Source organism: Kinneretia sp. DJ1R-11 (assembly GCF_025717595.1).
In the GTDB taxonomy this organism is placed as follows: Bacteria; Pseudomonadota; Gammaproteobacteria; order Burkholderiales; family Burkholderiaceae_C; genus Paucibacter_A.
Genome location: NZ_JAJIRR010000001.1, coordinates 901,097 through 918,356, shown reverse-complemented (window position 1 = coordinate 918,356; position 17,260 = coordinate 901,097). Strand labels below are relative to the sequence as shown.

At 68.5% G+C, this 17,260-nt stretch carries 12 protein-coding genes; 6 read left to right on the top strand and 6 right to left on the bottom strand.

Annotated features, from left to right (window positions below; genetic code table 11):
- Positions 1 to 58 precede the first annotated feature (58 nt).
- Together LNV23_RS03800 and LNV23_RS03795 are read left to right on the top strand one after the other, a co-directional pair.
- The gene (locus tag LNV23_RS03800; protein WP_263561726.1) at positions 59 to 3,829 is read left to right on the top strand and encodes a hydantoinase B/oxoprolinase family protein; all 3,771 of its coding nucleotides are present in this window, start codon (positions 59 to 61) and stop codon (positions 3,827 to 3,829) included.
- Positions 3,830 to 3,883: 54 nt separating this feature from the next.
- Positions 3,884 to 4,792, top strand: coding sequence for a hypothetical protein (locus LNV23_RS03795; RefSeq protein ID WP_263561725.1), 909 nt, complete (start codon positions 3,884 to 3,886; stop codon positions 4,790 to 4,792).
- A gap of 19 nt (positions 4,793 to 4,811) precedes the next feature.
- On the opposite strand, the gene LNV23_RS03790 is transcribed toward LNV23_RS03795, so the two are convergent.
- From LNV23_RS03790 to LNV23_RS03780, 3 genes are read right to left on the bottom strand one after another with little or no spacing between them, the layout of a single operon-like run.
- Entirely contained in the window at positions 4,812 to 6,029 is a 1,218-nt protein-coding gene (locus LNV23_RS03790) for an ABC transporter permease (RefSeq protein WP_263561724.1), read from the bottom strand.
- Positions 6,026 to 6,742, bottom strand: a complete 717-nt coding sequence (locus LNV23_RS03785) for an ABC transporter ATP-binding protein (RefSeq protein WP_102768698.1) — start codon at positions 6,740 to 6,742, stop codon at positions 6,026 to 6,028. Before LNV23_RS03785 ends, LNV23_RS03790 begins: the two co-directional genes overlap by 4 nt.
- Positions 6,739 to 7,989, bottom strand: coding sequence for an efflux RND transporter periplasmic adaptor subunit (locus LNV23_RS03780; protein WP_263561723.1), 1,251 nt, complete (start codon positions 7,987 to 7,989; stop codon positions 6,739 to 6,741). The genes LNV23_RS03785 and LNV23_RS03780 overlap by 4 nt, the downstream gene beginning before the upstream one ends.
- A gap of 264 nt (positions 7,990 to 8,253) precedes the next feature.
- On the opposite strand from LNV23_RS03780, the gene LNV23_RS03775 reads away from it, so the two are divergent.
- Positions 8,254 to 10,869, top strand: coding sequence for a zinc-dependent metalloprotease (locus LNV23_RS03775; RefSeq protein ID WP_263561722.1), 2,616 nt, complete (start codon positions 8,254 to 8,256; stop codon positions 10,867 to 10,869).
- Positions 10,870 to 10,969: 100 nt separating this feature from the next.
- Here LNV23_RS03775 and LNV23_RS03770 read toward each other — a convergent pair whose 3' ends face one another.
- From LNV23_RS03770 to LNV23_RS03760, 3 genes are all read right to left on the bottom strand, one after another.
- Positions 10,970 to 12,031 carry an alpha/beta hydrolase family protein gene (locus LNV23_RS03770; RefSeq protein ID WP_411910536.1) on the bottom strand — a complete coding sequence of 354 codons (1,062 nt, stop codon included), beginning with the start codon at positions 12,029 to 12,031 and terminating at the stop codon, positions 10,970 to 10,972.
- A gap of 126 nt (positions 12,032 to 12,157) precedes the next feature.
- Positions 12,158 to 13,309 (bottom strand): helix-turn-helix domain-containing protein, encoded by a 1,152-nt coding sequence (locus LNV23_RS03765; RefSeq protein WP_263561720.1) that lies wholly within the window; start codon positions 13,307 to 13,309, stop codon positions 12,158 to 12,160.
- Between the two features lie 78 nt (positions 13,310 to 13,387).
- The gene (locus tag LNV23_RS03760; protein WP_263561719.1) at positions 13,388 to 14,425 is read right to left on the bottom strand and encodes a zinc-binding alcohol dehydrogenase family protein; all 1,038 of its coding nucleotides are present in this window, start codon (positions 14,423 to 14,425) and stop codon (positions 13,388 to 13,390) included.
- Positions 14,426 to 14,527: 102 nt separating this feature from the next.
- Here LNV23_RS03760 and LNV23_RS03755 point away from each other — a divergent pair, with 102 nt between their 5' ends.
- The 3 genes from LNV23_RS03755 to LNV23_RS03745 all read left to right on the top strand — a co-directional run bounded on the left by LNV23_RS03755 (position 14,528) and on the right by LNV23_RS03745 (position 17,253).
- Positions 14,528 to 15,484 (top strand): LysR family transcriptional regulator, encoded by a 957-nt coding sequence (locus LNV23_RS03755; protein ID WP_263561718.1) that lies wholly within the window; start codon positions 14,528 to 14,530, stop codon positions 15,482 to 15,484.
- 134 nt (positions 15,485 to 15,618) lie between these two features.
- Positions 15,619 to 15,939 carry a 2TM domain-containing protein gene (locus LNV23_RS03750; RefSeq protein ID WP_263561717.1) on the top strand — a complete coding sequence of 107 codons (321 nt, stop codon included), beginning with the start codon at positions 15,619 to 15,621 and terminating at the stop codon, positions 15,937 to 15,939.
- A gap of 129 nt (positions 15,940 to 16,068) precedes the next feature.
- Positions 16,069 to 17,253, top strand: a complete 1,185-nt coding sequence (locus LNV23_RS03745; RefSeq protein ID WP_263561716.1) for an acetate/propionate family kinase — start codon at positions 16,069 to 16,071, stop codon at positions 17,251 to 17,253.
- Positions 17,254 to 17,260 lie beyond the last annotated feature (7 nt).

The following is a 17,260-nucleotide window of genomic DNA, read 5'->3' as shown; positions in this document are numbered from 1 at the left end:
GGCTGCATCCGCGTGCACTCTGTTCCAATCGCGCTTTTGTGCTCGCTCACCTTGCTCCATGTCCGCTGCTGAACGACTTCCTGCACCCGACGGCACCTCGGCCGGCGCTCCGGCGCTCTGGCAAGTCTGGATTGACCGCGGCGGCACCTTCACCGACCTGGTCGGCCGTGCGCCCGATGGCCAGCTGCACACGCTCAAGCTGCTGTCCGAGAACCCCGAGCAATACCGCGATGCCGCGGTCGAAGGCATACGCCGCCTGCTGGGCCTGCAGCCCGGTGAGGCGATCACGCCGGCGCAGGTGGAGTGCGTGAAGATGGGCACGACGGTGGCCACCAATGCCTTGTTGGAGCGCAAGGGCGACCCCACACTGCTGGTCACCACGCGCGGTTTTCGCGATGCGCTGCGCATCGCCACCCAGGCGCGGCCGCAGCTGTTCGCGCGCCAAATCGTGCTGCCCGAGCTGCTCTACAGCCGCGTGGTCGAGGCGCAAGAGCGCATGGGCGCCGATGGCGAGCCAGTGCAGGCCCTGGACGAGGCCGATCTGCGCGTGCAGTTGTTGGCGGCCTTCGAGGCCGGCCTGCGCGCTTGTGCCATCGTCTTCATGCACAGCTACCGCTACCCGGCGCACGAGCAGCGCGCCGCAGCACTGGCGCGCGAGATCGGCTTCAGCCAGGTCTCGGTTTCACACGAAGTCAGCCCGCTGATGAAGCTGGTGCCGCGCGGCGACACCACGGTGGTCGATGCCTATCTGTCACCCATTTTGAAGCGTTATGTCGAGCAGGTGGCTTCACAGATGCCGGGCGTGCCGCTGTTCTTCATGCAGAGCTCGGGCGGCCTGACCGAGGCGCGGCGCTTCCAGGGCAAGGACGCCATCTTGTCTGGCCCGGCCGGCGGCATCGTCGGCATGGTGCGCACGGCCCTGGCCGCTGGCCATCGCCAGCTGATTGGCTTTGACATGGGCGGAACTTCCACCGATGTCAGCCATTACGCCGCCAGTGCCGCACACGATGCCGCGCCGGCCTACGAGCGCGCCTTTGACACCGAGGTGGCCGGCGTCCGCATGCGCGCGCCGATGATGAGCATCCACACGGTGGCCGCCGGTGGCGGCAGCATCGTGCGTTTCGATGGCGCACGCCTGCGCGTCGGGCCCGAGTCGGCCGGGGCGAACCCTGGCCCGGCCTGCTACCGGCGCGGCGGCCCCTTGAGCACCACCGACGCACAGCTGCTGCTGGGCCGCATCCAGCCTGAGTACTTCCCGCGCTTGTTCGGTCCGCAGGCGGACCAGGCGCTGGATCTGGCCGCGTCTCGTGCGGGATTTGAGGCCCTGGCGGCGCAGATGAGCGCAGCCAGTGGCCGCAGGCTCAGCGCCGAAGAGGTGGCCAGTGGGGCGCTGGAGATTGCCGTCGGCGCCATGGCCAATGCGGTCAAGAAGATCTCGGTGGCGCGCGGCTACGACGTCAGCGACTACAGCCTGCAATGCTTTGGCGGAGCCGGCGGCCAGGCCGCCTGCCGCGTGGCCGATGCCCTGGGCATGAGCGTGGTGCTGGCCCACCCGCTGGCCGGCGTGCTGAGCGCCTACGGCATGGGCCTGGCCGAGCAGATCGCCCTGCGCGAGGCCTCGCTGGAGCTGCCGCTGGACCCGGCCGGTCTGGCCGCCGCGCGCGCCCTGGCCGAGCGCTTGCACGAGGCGGCCCGCGCCGAACTTCTGGCCCAGGGCCTGGCCGGCGATCAGCTGCTGCAGCAAACCAAGCTGCAGCTGCGTTACCAGGGCACGGACACGGCGCTCAGCTGCGTGTTGAATGACGACGCCACGCTGGCCAGCTTGCAGGCGGCATTCGAGGCCGCCTATCGCCAGCGCTTTGCCTTCCTGATGCCGGGCCGGGCCCTGGTGATCGAGGCTGTGGCGGTGGAGTGCAATGCACCCGGCGCCGCCTTGCCCGCTGCGGCAGCGGCGCAAGACCTGGCCCCACATGAGCCACGGGCGACCGCCGAGCTGGCCATGTACTGCCCGGCCGACGAGCAGCCGGCCGGCTGGCGCCCGGCGCGGCTGTACCAACGCGAGCAGCTGCAGCCCGGCGCCCGCATCGCCGGCCCGGCCATCCTGGCCGAACGCAATGCCACCACCGTGGTCGACCCCGGCTGGCAGGCCGATCTGCAGGCCGACGGCTTGCTCGTGCTGCGCCGTGTGCGGCCGCGTGTGAGCGCCCATGCCATCGGCACCGAGGCCGACCCGGTGATGCTGGAGGTCTTCAACAATCTGTTCATGAACATCGCCGAGCAGATGGGTCTGCGCCTGCAGAACACGGCCTACTCGGTGAACATCAAGGAGCGGCTCGATTTCTCCTGCGCCCTGTTCAGCACTGCTGGCGAGTTGATCGCCAACGCGCCCCACATGCCCGTGCATCTGGGCTCGATGAGTGAGTCGATCAAGACCGTGATCGAGCGCAACCCGGACATGAAGCCCGGTGATGTCTACGTGCTCAACGACCCGTATCACGGCGGCACCCACCTGCCGGACATCACAGTGGTAACACCGGTCTATTTGGACAGCGCTGAGCCGGATGCAAGGCCTGACTTCTACGTCGCCTCGCGCGGCCACCATGCCGACATCGGCGGCATCAGCCCCGGCTCCATGCCGCCGTTCTCGACGTCCATCGAGCAGGAAGGGGTACTGATCGACAACTTCAAGCTGGTGGAGGCGGGCCGCTTGCGCGAGGACGAGCTGCTGGCGCTGTTGGCTAGTGGGCCCCATCCTTCGCGCAACCCGCAGCAAAACCTGGCGGATTTGCGCGCCCAGATCGCCGCCAACGAGAAGGGCGTGCAGGAGTTGCAGGCCATGGTGGCCCAGTACGGCCGCGCCACCGTGGCAGCGTACATGCAGCATGTGCAGGACAACGCCGAGGAATCGGTGCGTCGCGTCATCACGGCCTTGCATGACGGCCAGTTCACACTGAGCCTGGACAACGGCGCACAGATCCAGGTGGCGGTGCGCGTCAATAGCGCTGAGCGCAGCGCCTGCATCGACTTCAGCGGCAGCAGCGCCCAGCAGCTGACGAACAACTTCAACGCACCCAAGGCCATCACCATGGCGGCGGTGCTCTATGTGTTCCGAACCCTGGTGGACGACCAGATCCCGCTCAATGCGGGCTGCCTGAAGCCGCTGCAGGTGATCGTGCCCGAGGGCTGCATGCTCAACCCGCGCGCGCCGGCGGCCGTGGTGGCCGGCAATGTCGAGACCTCCAGCTGCGTCACCAACGCGCTCTACGGCGCCCTGGGCGTGCTGGCAGCCAGCCAGTGCACCATGAATAATTTCACCTTCGGCAACGCAAGCCACCAGTACTACGAGACGATTTCCGGCGGCTCGGGCGCCGGCCCGGGCTTTGACGGGACCAGCGTGGTGCAGACCCATATGACCAACTCGCGCCTGACCGACCCCGAGGTGCTGGAGTTCCGCTTCCCGGTGCGCCTGGACGGCTACGAGATCGTGCCCGGCAGTGGCGGCGCCGGGCGCTGGCGTGGCGGTAATGGCGGCGAGCGCCGGATCCGCTTCCTGGAGCCCATGACGGCGGGCATTCTGAGCAATGGCCGGCTGCGCGGCGCCTTCGGCCTGGCCGGTGGCGGCGCCGGGGCGCCGGGGGCCAACTGGGTGGAGCGCGCCGATGGCCGTCGCGAGGACCTGCCCCACATCGGCCAGGCCGAGATGCAGGCCGGCGATGTGTTTGTGATTCGCACCCCCGGAGCCGGGGGGTTTGGCGCCGCAGATGGTGAAAAGGACACCGAACCGAGCGCCAGCACGGCAGAAATGCCTCGCGAGCCGGGCAAAATGTAAATAAGACCGCGCCCGCATTGGGCGCGGGTGCGGAAGAGAAAACGAGTGTCGGGCATGAAATCGGTTCAGCAAGCAGGCGCAAACAAGCGGGTCACCGCTTGCGCCGCCGCATGGGCTGCGGCTCTGGTGCGGCCCGCTGCTTGCGCCTTGCTGCTCTGCGGCGCGGCCTCGGTTGGCGCTGAGCCGGTCATCCAGCCGGCCATGGCGCCGCTGGATATCAGCAAGCTTTTGCAGAACCCATACGCGGCCTCGGCCCCGGTGGAAAGCCAAGGCTTTGGCCGGCGTCTCGAGCTGTCGCTGCCGTTCAAGTCCAATTTCGGTGTGGGTCAGGCGGCGCCGGGTGAGGCCGACTGGCAGGCGGCGGCAGCCCAGGTGCTGGTCGCTCCGTCTGCCGATGGCAAGCCGGCGCGGCCCCAGACCGAGCCTGGCAGCAGCGGCCCCGGTGCCGCGCGCACTCGCCCTGACGCTTCGGCGGCGGGGCAGCCGACACGCGATGCCATGCATGCCGGTGATCAGCTACTGATCAACGACGCCTTGCGCGAACTGCGCGACAGCAGCGAGCTGCGCGACTTCAAGGACTTCTGGCGTGACGCCCGGGCCGAGCTGAGCCAGTTCCGTGGCGGTCTGCTGTTTGAAGAGCCCAGCGAAGAGGAAATGGAGCGGCGTCGCAGCAGCCGGCAGCGCTCCGAGCTGTCAAGCTCGGGGGGCTTCGGCCACGGTGGTGGCGGTGCCGACCCCGGCGCCCGCCCACGCAGTGATGCCGAGATCCGGCGCGATTCGATTCTGGTTTCGGTGATGCTGAAGCAGCTCGTCGACGAGCTCACGCCCTGGGTCATCGGCCTGGTCCTGACCTTGGCATTGGGCCGCGGTGCCTGGGGCTACTGGCGCATGCAAAAGCAGGTGCAGCGTCGCAGCAAGAGCAGCGCCCGGCCGGCCGGCCGCCGCAGCGCCTCACAGCTCTGACCCACGGGCCGCGAGCGCTTCAATCCTGACGCAAGCACTCAATCGGCAGCAGGCGTGAAGCCCGCCGCGCCGGGTAGTAGCCAAAGAACAGGCCCACGCCGCTGGCAAAGCCGATGGCCACCATGATGTGCTTGGGCGCCAGGCTCATGGCGAACGAGGTGTTGGCATTGACACCCCAAGCGCCCAGGGCGGCGATGCTCAGGCCGATCAGGCCGCCCAGCAGGCACAGCACCACCGCTTCACCGAGGAATTGCCAGAGCACATCGCGCGGCTTGGCGCCGATGGCCATGCGGATGCCGATCTCGCGCACCCGCTCGGACACGCTGACCAGCATGATGTTCATGATGCCGATGCCGCCCACCAGCAGCGAGACCGCGCCGATCAGGCCCAGGCCAATGGACAGGCCGCCGGCGATGGCCGCGCCCGATTTGGCGATGCTGGCCAGGTTGGTGACGACGAAATCATCGAGCTTCTCGCCGGTGATGCGGTGGCGGTCGCGCAGCAGTTCTTCCACATCGAGCTGCGCCTCGGCCAGGCCGGCGGCGCTGTGGGACTGCACGCTGATGTAGTGCACGCTGCCCGGGCGTTGCAAGCGCATGGGCATGGCGCTGATGGGCACCAGGATCAGCTCGCCCAGCTCGGTGCCGTCCAGGGTGCGGCCGCTGCCGCCCAGCACGCCGATGACGGTGAAGGGCTGTCCGTCCAGGCGCACGGTTTGGCCCAGGGGGTTGCGGTTGCTGAAATGGTCGGCTGCCAGCTTGGAGCCGATCACCGCCACCCGGGCGGCGGACTGCACATCGCGCTCGTCCAGGGGCACGCCCTGCTCCACCTGCCAGCTGCGCAGGGCCAGCATGGCCGGCGTGGTGCCCAGCACCGTCTGGTTGCTGTTGCTTTCGCCATACTGCACCTGGAAAAATCCCTGCAGCGCCGGCGCCGCGCCCTTGAGGCTGGGCAGCTCGGCCAGGGCACGGGCATCGGCCACGGTCAGGGCCGGCACCTCGCCGGTGCGGCGCTTGACGCCGCCGCCGTCCACCGGCGTGCCGTTCTGAACGATCAGCTGGTTGCTGCCCAGCACGGCCAGCTCCTTGTCGATGAAGGCGCGCACGGCATCGCCGACGCTGAGCATCAACAGCACCGAGGCGATGCCGATCACCACGCCCAGCATGGTCAGGGCGCTGCGCAGGCGGTTGGCGTTCAGGGAACGCAGGGCCTCGAGAAAAATCTGCATCGGGTTCATGCGTGCGCCTGTTCGGAAGGCAGGCCATCGAAGGCGACGCGGCCGTCTTTCAGACGCACCAAGCGTTTGGCATGCAGGGCCACATCGGGTTCATGGGTCACCAGCACGATGGTCAGGCCTTGTTCACGGTTGAGTTTTTCCAGCACGGCCAGCACTTCCACCGTGGTCTGGGTATCGAGGTTGCCGGTGGGCTCGTCGGCCAGCAGCAGGGGCGCTTCATTGGCCAGGCTGCGGGCGATGGCCACCCGCTGCTGCTGGCCGCCGCTGAGCTGGTTGGGCATGCGCTTGGCCAGTGCGCCCAGGCCCACGGCTTCCAGCAAGGTCTGCGCCCGCGCCTTGGCCTCGCTGCGGCTGCGCCCGCCGTAGATCAGGGGCAGGGCCACGTTTTCGAGCACGCTCATGCGCTTGAGCAGGTTGAAGCTCTGGAACACAAAGCCGATCTCGCGGTTGCGCAGGGTGGCGTGCTCGGTGGCGCTCAGCTGGCTGACGTCGCGGCCCTGCAGCAGCAGCTGGCCGCTGTCGCAGCGGTCGAGCAGACCCATCAGGTTCATCAGCGTGCTCTTGCCCGAGCCGCTGGAGCCCATCAAGGCCAGGTAGTCGCCGCGCTGCACGGTCAGGTCGATGCCGTGCAAAACCGGCGTTCGCACATCGCCGCTGAGGTAGCTCTTGGTGATGCCGCGCAGCTCCAGCACCGGGGCGGCGCCGAGGCTCACAGCTCCTCCTTCTTGTCCTTGGATGCGCGCCGGGTCACCACGGCATCGCCGCGCTTCAGGTCGCCGCTGAGCAGCTCGGTGAAGCGGGTGTTGGAGATGCCGACCGTGATCTCGTGCGCCTTGAGGTTTTGCTCGGCGTCCACGGTGTAGACCTTGTAGACACGGGCGTTGCCGCGCAGATTGCTGAGCACGCCGTCGTCGTCAGGGCGGGCGACTTCAGTCTTGGGGGCCGAGGCGGCGGAAGCAGCGGATGAGGCCGAGGCTGCAGCTTTGGCGGCCTTGCCCTGCGGCTTGAGCTCGTCTTCGTCGGGCTTGAAGCGCAGGGCAGCGGTGGGCAGGCGCAGGGTCTTGCTCTTGCTGGCCACCACGATGCGGGTCTGCGCCGTCATGCCGGGCTTGAGGATGCCGTCGGGGTTGGGCACATTGACGATCACGGTGTAGGTGACCACGCCCTGGGTGTTGGTGGCGTTCAGGCGGAACTGTTCGACCTTGCCCTCGAACTCGCGGTTGGGGTGGGCATCGACCACGAAGCGCACCACCTGGCCGTTCTGGATCAGGCCGGCATCGGCCTCGCTGACATTGGTCTGGATGACCATCTCGCGCAAGTCCTTGGCGATCAGGAAGAGCTCGGGCGTCTGGAAGCTGGCGGCCACGGTCTGGCCGACATCGACGCTGCGCTTGATCACCACCCCGTCCACCGGGGCGCGGATCACGGTATTGCCGAGGTCGGTCTCGGCCGCATCGAGCTGGGCGCGGGCGATGCCCAGGTTGCCGCGGGCCACCTCCAGCTCACGCTGGCTCTGGTCGCGCTGCGGCGCGGCGATATAGCCCTGGGCCTTGAGCGCCTCGTTGCGCTCCAGATTGCCGCGGGCAAACGCCACCTGTGCCTCGGCCGAGGCCAGCTGGGCCTTGGCCTGGCGCACCCGGGCCTGGAAATTGGCCGGGTCGATGCGCAGCAAGACCTGACCCTTTTTGACCACGTCGTTGAAATCCACCAGGCGTTCGGCCACTGTGCCGCTGACCGCCGCGCCGACCACCACGGTGGTCACCGGCTGCAGATTGCCATTGGCCATCACCACCTGGGTGATGGCGCCCTCGTCGATGGCGGTGCTGCGAAAGCGCTCCGGCGGCGGCTTGTGCTCTCCGCGGTTGAAGGCGACCCAGCCAGCGCCGGCCAGACCGAGGACCACGAGGGCGACGACGCTGCGCCGGGCGAAGAATTTTTTGAGCGAGGTGGAAAGTGCCATGCCGGCTTTCTAACCGCGAAGTGCGTGGTGGAGAAGCGATGGGGCTGGAATTTGCGACCAATCGACGTTGGCGATGTCTGAATGGCGGTGGTAGCGCACAGCCTCCAGGGTTTCCCCGGGGGGCTGACTTTCAGCGCGCGCGCGCTCGCACGACACAATTCCGAAATCAGGAATCACCCCAGGCCGAGCCGATCGACAGCCGCTGCCGGTGCTCGGGGCCCTGAGCAGACCCGGGGCCACCGCCCCCGCAAAGGAAAACCACCCATGTCCTTGAAACTCACCGGCCCTGTGGCCACCGCCATGGCCTTGGCCATTTCCAGCCTGGCCGCACTGTCCGCGCATGCCGCAGATCCCAAGCAGGCGCCCGAGGCGCCAGCCGGCGCTGCCTCCGCAGCTGCCGCGGCAGCCAAGCCGGCCACGCCGCCGGCCGCACCTGATGCCAGCGAGCCCAAGCCCTTCGACAAGGTCATCACTGCCGAAGCCAAGACCCAGACCGGCCTGTTCAACATCCACAGCCTCAAGGGCAAGACTTACTTCGAAATCCCCAAGGATCTGCTCTCCAAACCCCTGCTGATGGTGGCCACGGCCACCGCCGTGCCGGCCAATGTGGACCATGTCGGCAAGGAGCTGAACACCGAGGTGGTGCGCTTCAGCCTGCAAGGCAACCGGGTCTATTTGCAAGTGGTCTCGCATGATTTCGTGGCCGACCCGAGCCGGCCGATTGCCCCCTCGGTCGAGGCCTCGCAGCGCGACACCATCGTGCTGAGCTTCCCGGTCGAGGCCTTTGCCAAGAGCGGCGCGCCGGTGATCGAGGTGACCCGCCTGTTCAACAGCGAGGTCGGTGACTTCTCGGCCCGCGGCATCCTGCGCGGCAATTCGGTGGATCCGAGCCGCAGCTATATCGACTCCACCAAGGCCTTCGCCGGCAGCCTGCGCATCGACGCGGTGCACACCTACGGCGTGACGCCGCCGCCCGTGATCCTGCCGCCGGGCCTGCCACCGGGCTTCCAGCTGCCGCCGCAGCCGCCCAAGTTCGCCAGCGTCAATGTGGCTTACAACCTGGTGCAGCTGCCCGAAGTGCCGATGCAGCCGCGCATCATGGACGACCGCGTCGGCTTTTTCAGCATCGCCCGCGTCGACTTCGGCAGCGATGCCCAGGAGAGCAAGCGCGAGCGCCTGATCACCCGCTGGCGCCTCGAAAAGAAGGACCCGAGCGCTGCGCTGAGCGAGCCGGTCAAGCCCATCGTCTGGTACATCGACAGCTCCACGCCCAGCAACTTGGTGCCCTATGTGAAGAAGGGCATCGAGGCCTGGAATGTGGCGTTTGAGGCCGCCGGCTTCAAGAACGCGGTGCAGGCGCGCACCTTCCCGAGCAAGGAAGAAGATCCCGAGTTCGACCCCGCCGATGTGCGCTACAGCATCATCCGTTGGGTGCCGAGCCCGATCGCCAACGCCTACGGCCCCCACCTCAGCGACCCGCGCAGCGGCGAGATCCTGAACGCCAACATCGTGATGTATCACAACATCATGCAGCTGCAGCGCGACTGGTATGTCACACAAGCCGGTGCCGTCGATCCGCGCGCCCAGCAGCTGCCGCTGCCGGACGATTTGATGGGCGAACTGGTCGGCTATGTGGTGACCCATGAGGTCGGCCACTCGCTGGGCTTTCCGCACAATATGAAGGCCAGCTCGACCTACCCGGTCGACAAGCTGCGCGATGCCAAATGGCTCAAGGAAATGGGCCATGTGCCCACCTTGATGGACTACAGCCGCATCAACTACGTGGTACAGCCCGAGGACAAGATCGACCCGGCGCTCTTGATCCCCAAGATTGGCCCCTACGACATCTTCGCCACCCAATGGGGCTACACGCCCATCCCCGAGGCCAAGACCGCGGCGGCCGAAAAGCCGGTGCTGGACCGCTGGATCCGCGAGCAGGACAGCAAGCCCTGGCTGCGCTTCACCTCGCCCAAGGGTGAGGGCGAGTACGGTGACACCACCGAAGCCGTGGGCGACGCCGATGCCGTGTATTCCACCGGCCTGGGCATCAAGAACCTGCAGCGCATCGTCAAGCAGCTGCCCAAGATGGCTTTGAAGGACGGCGAGAGCGACAAGACGTTGGAAGACCTCTACCGCGCCACTTGGGGTCAGTGGGGCCGTGAACTCGGCCATGTGACCGCCATCGTCGGCGGCTACAACTTCCACAACAAGCATGGCGGCCAGGCCGGTGCCGTGCACGCGCCAGCCACCAAGGCCAAGCAGGCCCAGGCCGTGGCTTTCCTGAACGAGCAGCTGTTCAAGACCCCGAGCTGGTTGTTCGAACCCGCCATCCTGGAGCGGGTCAAGCCGGCCGAGCCGGGCGCCATGCTGCTGACCTCCCAGCGCAATGTCCTGCGTGCCTTGCTGGACCGCAGCCGCAGCGCCCGTCTGCTGGCCCAGGAAGCCGCAGCCCCCGAGGGCAAGGCCTACCGCCTGGACGAGCTGCTGGCCGATCTGCGCGGTGGTGTCTTCAGCGAGCTGAACACCGGTGCCGCCAAGGTCAGCGTGCCGCGTCGCAATCTGCAGCGCGCTTATGTGGAGCTGCTGGCCGAGCGCCTGGCGGTGCCCGGTGCTTCGGGTGCGGAAGAAGGCCGCCCGGCCGTGCGTGCCGAGCTCAAGGGTCTGAAGTCCCTGTTCAGCGCCAAGGCCGCCTCCGCCGGCGACCGCGTGCTCAAGGCCCATCTGGACGAGCTGGCCGATCTGGCCGGCAAGGCCCTGGACCCGCGTGCCGCCGCCACGGCCAGCGCGGCTGCCATGCCCGCGGCGCGCCCTGGTATCGACGAAGAAGGCCGTCTGGGCCACCAGCACAGCGAGGCCTGCTGGCCGCAGCTGGCGCCCTGAGCGATCGGGCTTGATCAGCCCGCCTTGCGGCGGGTTTCCATGAAAGAGGCGGGCCGCGAGGCTCGCCTTTTTTCTTTGGACGTGGCCGCCCTCACCGGGTTCAGGGCTGCAGCAGATGCTTCTGGAAAAACCGCAGCACGCGTGCGTCGATCTCGGTCAACTGGGCCCGGTCGAAGCCTGGCGGATCGTTCAGCAAGTCCCCCAGCAGTCCGTCCAGACCGGCCGGCAGGGGCGCGAGGTAGGCGCCATGGCCGCCCTGGGGTAGATCGGCCAGCTGCTCGCAGGGCTGGCGTGGGGCCTGGCGGCAGCGTTGCAGCACGGCGTCGCTGTGCCATTGCGGGTGCAGCCAGGTGTCTTGCCGCGCCGTCAGCAGGGCCAGGGGGATGCGTGGCTGCGCCAGTGAGTCGAGCTCGAAATCGGCCGCGGCCGGCACCGCCGCCACCACGGCGCGGATGCGCGGGTCCTCATGCGCTTGCGCTGTGTCGTCTGCGAAGCGCCAGGCGTGCACGCGCCGGGCCAGCCATTGCTTGAGCCCATCGAGCCCGCCGCCGTTCAGGCGCGTGATCAGGCCGACGCAGAACTGGAAGTCTTCGGCCAGGTGCATGTCGCAATGGCGCTTGAAACCGGCCGGTGACCAGCGCCCGCCGGCCAGGCTGAGTACGGTGTGGCCGCCGGCCGACATGCCGTAGGCGCCGACGCGCTTCAGGTCTAGCGCAAAGCGGGCCAGGGGCACATCGGCAGCCACTACGTCGATGGCGCGCGACATCTCGGCCGGGCGCAGCTTCCAGCTGTCGGGGCCGGGCCGGCTGGGGTCGCGAAAGTTGTCGGCCCGGTGCCAGGGCACGGCGACCACAAAGCCGGCCCGCACCAGGGCCTGGGCCAGCTGGGCATGGCCCCAGGGCCCGCCGCCCGAGCCGTGCGAGATCAGCACCAGGCGGCCGTTGCCATGGGCCGGCGCCGGCTCGCCCTCAGCCGCCAGGCTCAGTTCGCCAAAGGGGCCGAAACGCCGCGCCTGCTCGGCCGTCTCGCTGGGGTAGAAAACCGTGACCGGGCCGTCTTCGCCCCGCGCCGGCAGCTCGCGCCAGGCGACGTTGGCTTGGGCAGCGCTGGCCAGCAGCGCGCTCAGCAGCAGGGCAGTCAGGTTCAAAAGGTAGGTGCGCAGCAGGCTGCGCGCTGGGGCTTGATGAGGCACGGTGATCGCTCCGATCCGGTGAAGGTGTGGGGGGACAGAAAAGAAGCCCACACCTTGCCGCTCGCAAGCCGGCCGGTCTTGCCGAAAGCGGCAATTTCAGTTTTCGGCCAGAGAAATAGCGCCGCCCGTGCTGCCTGCGCCCAGGCCTTGTTGGCGGTACTCGCTCGGGGTCAGGCCGGTCTCGGCCTTGAAGGCGCGGTTGAAGGGGCCGATGGATTGAAAGCCCGCCTCCAGCGCCAGGCTCAGGATGGGCACGCCGCGCCGAGCCGGGTCGGCCAGAGCCGCCCGGGCCTCGGCCAGGCGGAAGCTGTTGATGAAGGCGTTGAAGTTGCGATGGCCCAGGCCTTGATGGATCAGGCGGCGCAGGCGGTACTCGGGCAGATCAGCGAGCGCGGCCAGGGCTCCCAGGCTGGGTTCCTCACTGCGGTGGAAGGCATGCTGGTGCACCAGCTGCAGCAGGCGCTGCAAGTCGGCCGGGTCGGTGTCAGGGATCGGGTCTGGTTTGGGGTCGGGCGTCAGCGGCTGCGAGCAGCTGGCCACCGTCAGGCCTCCAAACAGGCCTTGGGCCGGCAGTCTCAGCAAGCCCAGCGCGAGCACGGTCAGGATCAGCAGCAGGCCACTCATATCGGCCAGGGCCAGACCGGGGCTGAGCTGGTTGTGGGGGCTGCTTGCGCGGGCCCAGACCATGACGCACATATAGGCCGAGCCGCCCAGCACCACAAACAGGCGCAGTCGCCGGCGGCGCTCGACCAGGTCCACCCGCCAGTGCTGCAGGGCGGCGCCGGCCACGACCAAGCCGCAGAGCAAGGGCAGGCTGCGCTGCAAGCCGACCGCGGCCTGGGCCAGCCTCCAGGGCTGCGACCCTTGCGATAGGGGCACCAGCCAGATGCAGTTGAGCAGGCTCAGCCCGACAGCCGCCAGCCAAATCAGGGCGTGACGCGGCCGCAGCTGGAATTCGTCCACGAACAAGGCCCGGGCAAACAGGGCGAACAGCGGCGCATTGGCCACCGAGATGGCGATGGCCGGCGCCTGCCAGGCCAGGGGCAGGCCGCCCTCGAAGGCGGGCATGGAGCTGATCACCTGCACCATCAAGCCGGCCGCCAGCATCATGCCCAGCTGCGCCCCGGCCGGGCGCGGCCGAGCCGAGCCGTCGCGCCACAAGGCCCAGCCCAGCAGCAGGAGCATGGCCAGCAAGGCGCCGCGCAAGGCGGCGTCCAGCAGCGGCAAGATGGGAGGCAAGTCGGGCATCAATCAAGCGGAAGGAAGAAAACACGCAGGCGCGACCATAGCAGCCGCGCCCGTTCCCCTTCCCGGCTTGCTGGGGACTCAGCGCGGCCAGCCCTCGAGCACCAGCTTGCCCTCAGTGTGCTGACCTTCCAGGCGTTGATGCGCCTGTTTGAGCGTGGTGGCCGAAATCGGCCCCAGGACTTCGGCCAGCGTGCTGCGCAGCACGCCGGCGTCGACCCGCCGCGCCACCTCGGCCAGCAGGGCTCCGACCTCCGCCACGTCGTGGCTGGCGTGCAGGGCGCGGGCGAACATCAGCTCCCAGTGCAGGGACAGGGCCTTGCCCTTGAGCGCCATCACATTGACGGCCTCGGGCGGGAAATCGTCGATCAGGCCCAGTCGGCCTTGCACCTCCAGCGCCTCGACCAGGTCCGCGAAATGCTGGCCGGTGTGGCTCAGGCTGGCGGCGTAGCGGATCGGCGGAAGTTGGTGCTGGCTCACCAGATCCTTCAGCTGTGGCGACAGGGGCTGGCGGTGGTCCACCACGTGATGGGCGCCCAAGGCTTGCAGGCGGGCGGCGGTTTCGGGCCGGCTGGTGCTGGCGATCAAGGTCAGATGGGGCAGCTCTCTCGCCAGTTGCAAGAGGATGGAGCCCACCCCGCCATTGGCCGCCGTGACCAGCAGGCTGACCGGGCGCTCGGGCTGGTGTTGCACCTGCAGGCGGTCGAACAGCAACTCCCAGGCGGTGATGGCGGTCAGCGGAAGGGCGGCCGCCTCGGCGTCGCTGAGCGAGGCCGGCGCCCGCGCGGCCAGGCGGTGGTCCACGGCCTGGAACTGGGCATAGCTGCCCGGGCGGTTGATCTCGCCCGCGTACCAGACCCGGTCGCCCGGCTGGAAGCCATGCACCTCGGGCCCGACTTCGCGGACGATGCCCACCGCATCCCAGCCCAGCACGACCGGGGTCTGCGCATCGGTCGCGGGCCGGCTCATGCGCACCTTCACATCAACCGGGTTGACGGCAATGGCGCGCACCTCGACCAACAGGTCGCGCGGTCCGGGTGTCGGGCGGGGCAGCTCCAGGTCCAGCAAGGACTCGGGGGCGCTCAGGGGCAGGTTCTGGAAATAGGCAACGGCTTTCATGGCTTACAGGCTCCGGTGGGGCCGGGACAGCCCCGGCGACAGGCGCTATCCTCGCTGCCCACGGCTTTCCGAAAAAGCCATGAATCACAGCATCTGTTTCAAATGAAAATTGAAAACACCGACGAGCTGCGCCTGCTGCTGGAATGCGCCCGCGGCGGCAGCCTGACGGCCGCTTCCAAGGTCATGGACATCACGCCGGCGGCGGCCAGCGCCATGCTCAAAAAGCTGGAAGCACGCCTGGGCCTGCGCCTGGTCGAGCGCAGCACCCGCGCCCTGCGCCTGACCCAGGCCGGCGAGCAACTGCGTGAACATGGCCAGCGCGCGCTGGAGTTGCTGGACGAAGGCCTGGCGCTGGCGCTGGAGGCCGACCCGGTGGCTGCCGCTGCGGGCAAGCGCGGGGCCGGCGCCGACGCAATGCCGCGCCTGCGCGGCCGCATCCGCGTCTCGGCCCCCAGCGATCTGACCCGCCAGTTGCTTCTGCCCTTGTTTGACAGCTTTCTGGCCCTCCATCCGGCGCTTGAGTTGCAACTCAACGTCAGCGATTCCTTGTTGGACATCGTCAAGGACGAGGTGGACCTGGCGCTGCGTTACGGTCAGTTGGCCGATTCAGGCCTGGTGGCGCGCCGGCTCGCCGAAGCCCGCCGCATGGCCGTCGCCAGCCCAGGCTATCTGCAAGAGCATGGGCGGCCTGCTCACCCCAGCGAGCTGGGCGCGCACAACTGCCTGTGCTTCAAGATCCGCAACCGCATCGAGCGCAGCTGGCGCTTTCGCCCGCGCGGGCCAGAGGGCGGCGCGCTTCTGAGCGTCGCGGTGCAAGGCCGGCGCAGCTGTGACGACGCCTCGATCGCCCATCAATGGGCCGTGCAAGGTTTCGGCGTGATCTACAAAAGCGAGCTCGATGTGCGCCTGAGCCTGGCCAGCGGCGCCCTGGTCGACCTCTTCCCCGACTGGCAGGGCGATGACCTGCCCTTGCACGCCCTCATGCCCAGCCAGCGCTTTCTGCCGCAGCGGGTGCGGGCGCTGGTGGACCATCTGGCACAGGGCTTGTCCGCAGGCTGAGCAGCGGCGGCCGTTCGCTTCATCGCTCGGGGCGTCGATTCGCGCCCGTCGCTGACAAGCCGTCGCATGGCCTTGGCTTGCGCTGCGCTGCGACGCCAAGATGCAGCCATCACACAGCCCAGGAGCACCGAAGCATGAGCCACTGCCTGCACCCCAGCGATCCCGCCATCAAGGGCACGGAACCCGAAGCCGCCTTGCTGCAAGAAGCCCAGCAACGCGTCGACGCCCTGATGGGTTTTCTCGGCCACCTGATGGTCTTTGTGGCCGTCAACCTGGGCCTCTACCTGCTCAGCGGGCTGCACCAGAGCTACTGGACGGCCTTCCCGCTCTGGGGCTGGGGTCTGGGCCTGGCCATCCACGGCCTGGCCACCCTGGCCAAGCTGCGCGGCCCGCGCCTGCGCCAGCATCTGATGGCGCGCGAGCTGGCGCGTCTGCGCGACGCCGCCGCGCGCTGAAGCGAGCAGGCGGCTCGGGCCTGTCATGAAAGCGCGGCCTGCGCGTCACGGGTGGGTCATCAGCGCTCGTTAGCTTCTAGGCATCTCTCCGAACGGAAGCGGCCCCCGGGCCGTCCAGGATGCCCGACCATGGCTGCGAACCGTCTGCTGCTGACCCTGAACGCCGGCTCTTCTTCGCTGAAGTTCTCGCTTTACCAAGCCCGGCCCGAGCTCAGCTTGCTGGCCCACGGCCACGTCGAGGGCCTGGGGGACAGCCCGCGCCTGCAGGCCGAGCTCGGGGCAGGCACCCACCTGCAGCAGGCCCTGGGCCATGACGCCGCTGTGGGCGACCATGAGCTGGCCTTGCAAGCCATCCTCGACCTGCTGACCCACCATTTCCACGGTGAGGTGCTCAGCGCCGTCAGCCACCGGGTTGTGCATGGCGGCCCGGAGTTCGCTGCGCCGCAGCGGATCGACGCCGCCCTGGTGGCCCAGCTCGAGCGCTTCTGCCCGCTGGCGCCGCTGCACCAGCCGCACAACCTGGCCGGCATCCGCGACGCACGCGCCGCCTTCCCAGAAGCCCACCAGGTCGCCTGCTTCGACACCGCCTTCCATCGCAGCCATCCCTTCGTCGCCGACACCTTCGCCCTGCCGCGCCGCTATTACGAACAAGGCATACGGCGCTATGGCTTTCACGGCCTGTCTTACGAGTTCATCGCCCGCCGCTTGCGCGAGCTCGAGCCCGAGCGCGCACTCGGTCGCGTGGTGATCGCGCATCTGGGCAATGGCGCTTCCATGTGCGCCTTGCGTGGCGGACGCTCGGTCGCGTCCACCATGGGTTTCACGGCGCTCGACGGTCTGCCCATGGGCACCCGCTGCGGCCAGCTCGACCCCGGCGTGTTGCTCTACCTGATGAGCGAACACCGCATGGACCCGGCCGCCCTCAGCGACTTGCTCTACAAGAACGCGGGCCTGAAGGGCTTGTCCGGCGAGTCGCACGATGTGCGCGTGCTGCAGGCCTCGGGCAGCGCCGCGGCGCGCGAGGCGCTGGCCTACTTCGTCGACCGTGGCCGGCGCGAGCTGGCCGGCCTGGCTGCTTGCCTGGGCGGGCTGGATGCCTTGGTGCTGACCGGCGGCATCGGCGAGAACGCCGCCGATCTGCGAGCCGATCTGCTCGCCGACATGGAATGGATGGGCCTGCGGCTGGACCCCAATGCCAATCAGGAAGGCCGGGCCCTGATCAGCCACCCCGACTCCAAGGTCCACATCCGCGTCATCAAGACCGACGAGGAACGCATGCTGGCCGAGCACGCGGCCGAGCTGCTGTGGGCCTGAGCTCCCA

Bases quoted from the DNA above. Each gene is read 5' to 3' on its own strand.
- LNV23_RS03800 (WP_263561726.1), top strand. From the start codon at position 59: ATGTCCGCTGCTGAACGACTTCCTGCACCCGACGGCACCTCGGCCGGC.
- LNV23_RS03795 (WP_263561725.1), top strand. From the start codon at position 3,884: ATGAAATCGGTTCAGCAAGCAGGCGCAAACAAGCGGGTCACCGCTTGC.
- LNV23_RS03790 (WP_263561724.1), bottom strand. From the start codon at position 6,029: ATGAACCCGATGCAGATTTTTCTCGAGGCCCTGCGTTCCCTGAACGCC.
- LNV23_RS03780 (WP_263561723.1), bottom strand. From the start codon at position 7,989: ATGGCACTTTCCACCTCGCTCAAAAAATTCTTCGCCCGGCGCAGCGTC.
- LNV23_RS03775 (WP_263561722.1), top strand. From the start codon at position 8,254: ATGTCCTTGAAACTCACCGGCCCTGTGGCCACCGCCATGGCCTTGGCC.
- LNV23_RS03765 (WP_263561720.1), bottom strand. From the start codon at position 13,309: ATGCCCGACTTGCCTCCCATCTTGCCGCTGCTGGACGCCGCCTTGCGC.
- LNV23_RS03760 (WP_263561719.1), bottom strand. From the start codon at position 14,425: ATGAAAGCCGTTGCCTATTTCCAGAACCTGCCCCTGAGCGCCCCCGAG.
- LNV23_RS03755 (WP_263561718.1), top strand. From the start codon at position 14,528: ATGAAAATTGAAAACACCGACGAGCTGCGCCTGCTGCTGGAATGCGCC.
- LNV23_RS03750 (WP_263561717.1), top strand. From the start codon at position 15,619: ATGAGCCACTGCCTGCACCCCAGCGATCCCGCCATCAAGGGCACGGAA.
- LNV23_RS03745 (WP_263561716.1), top strand. From the start codon at position 16,069: ATGGCTGCGAACCGTCTGCTGCTGACCCTGAACGCCGGCTCTTCTTCG.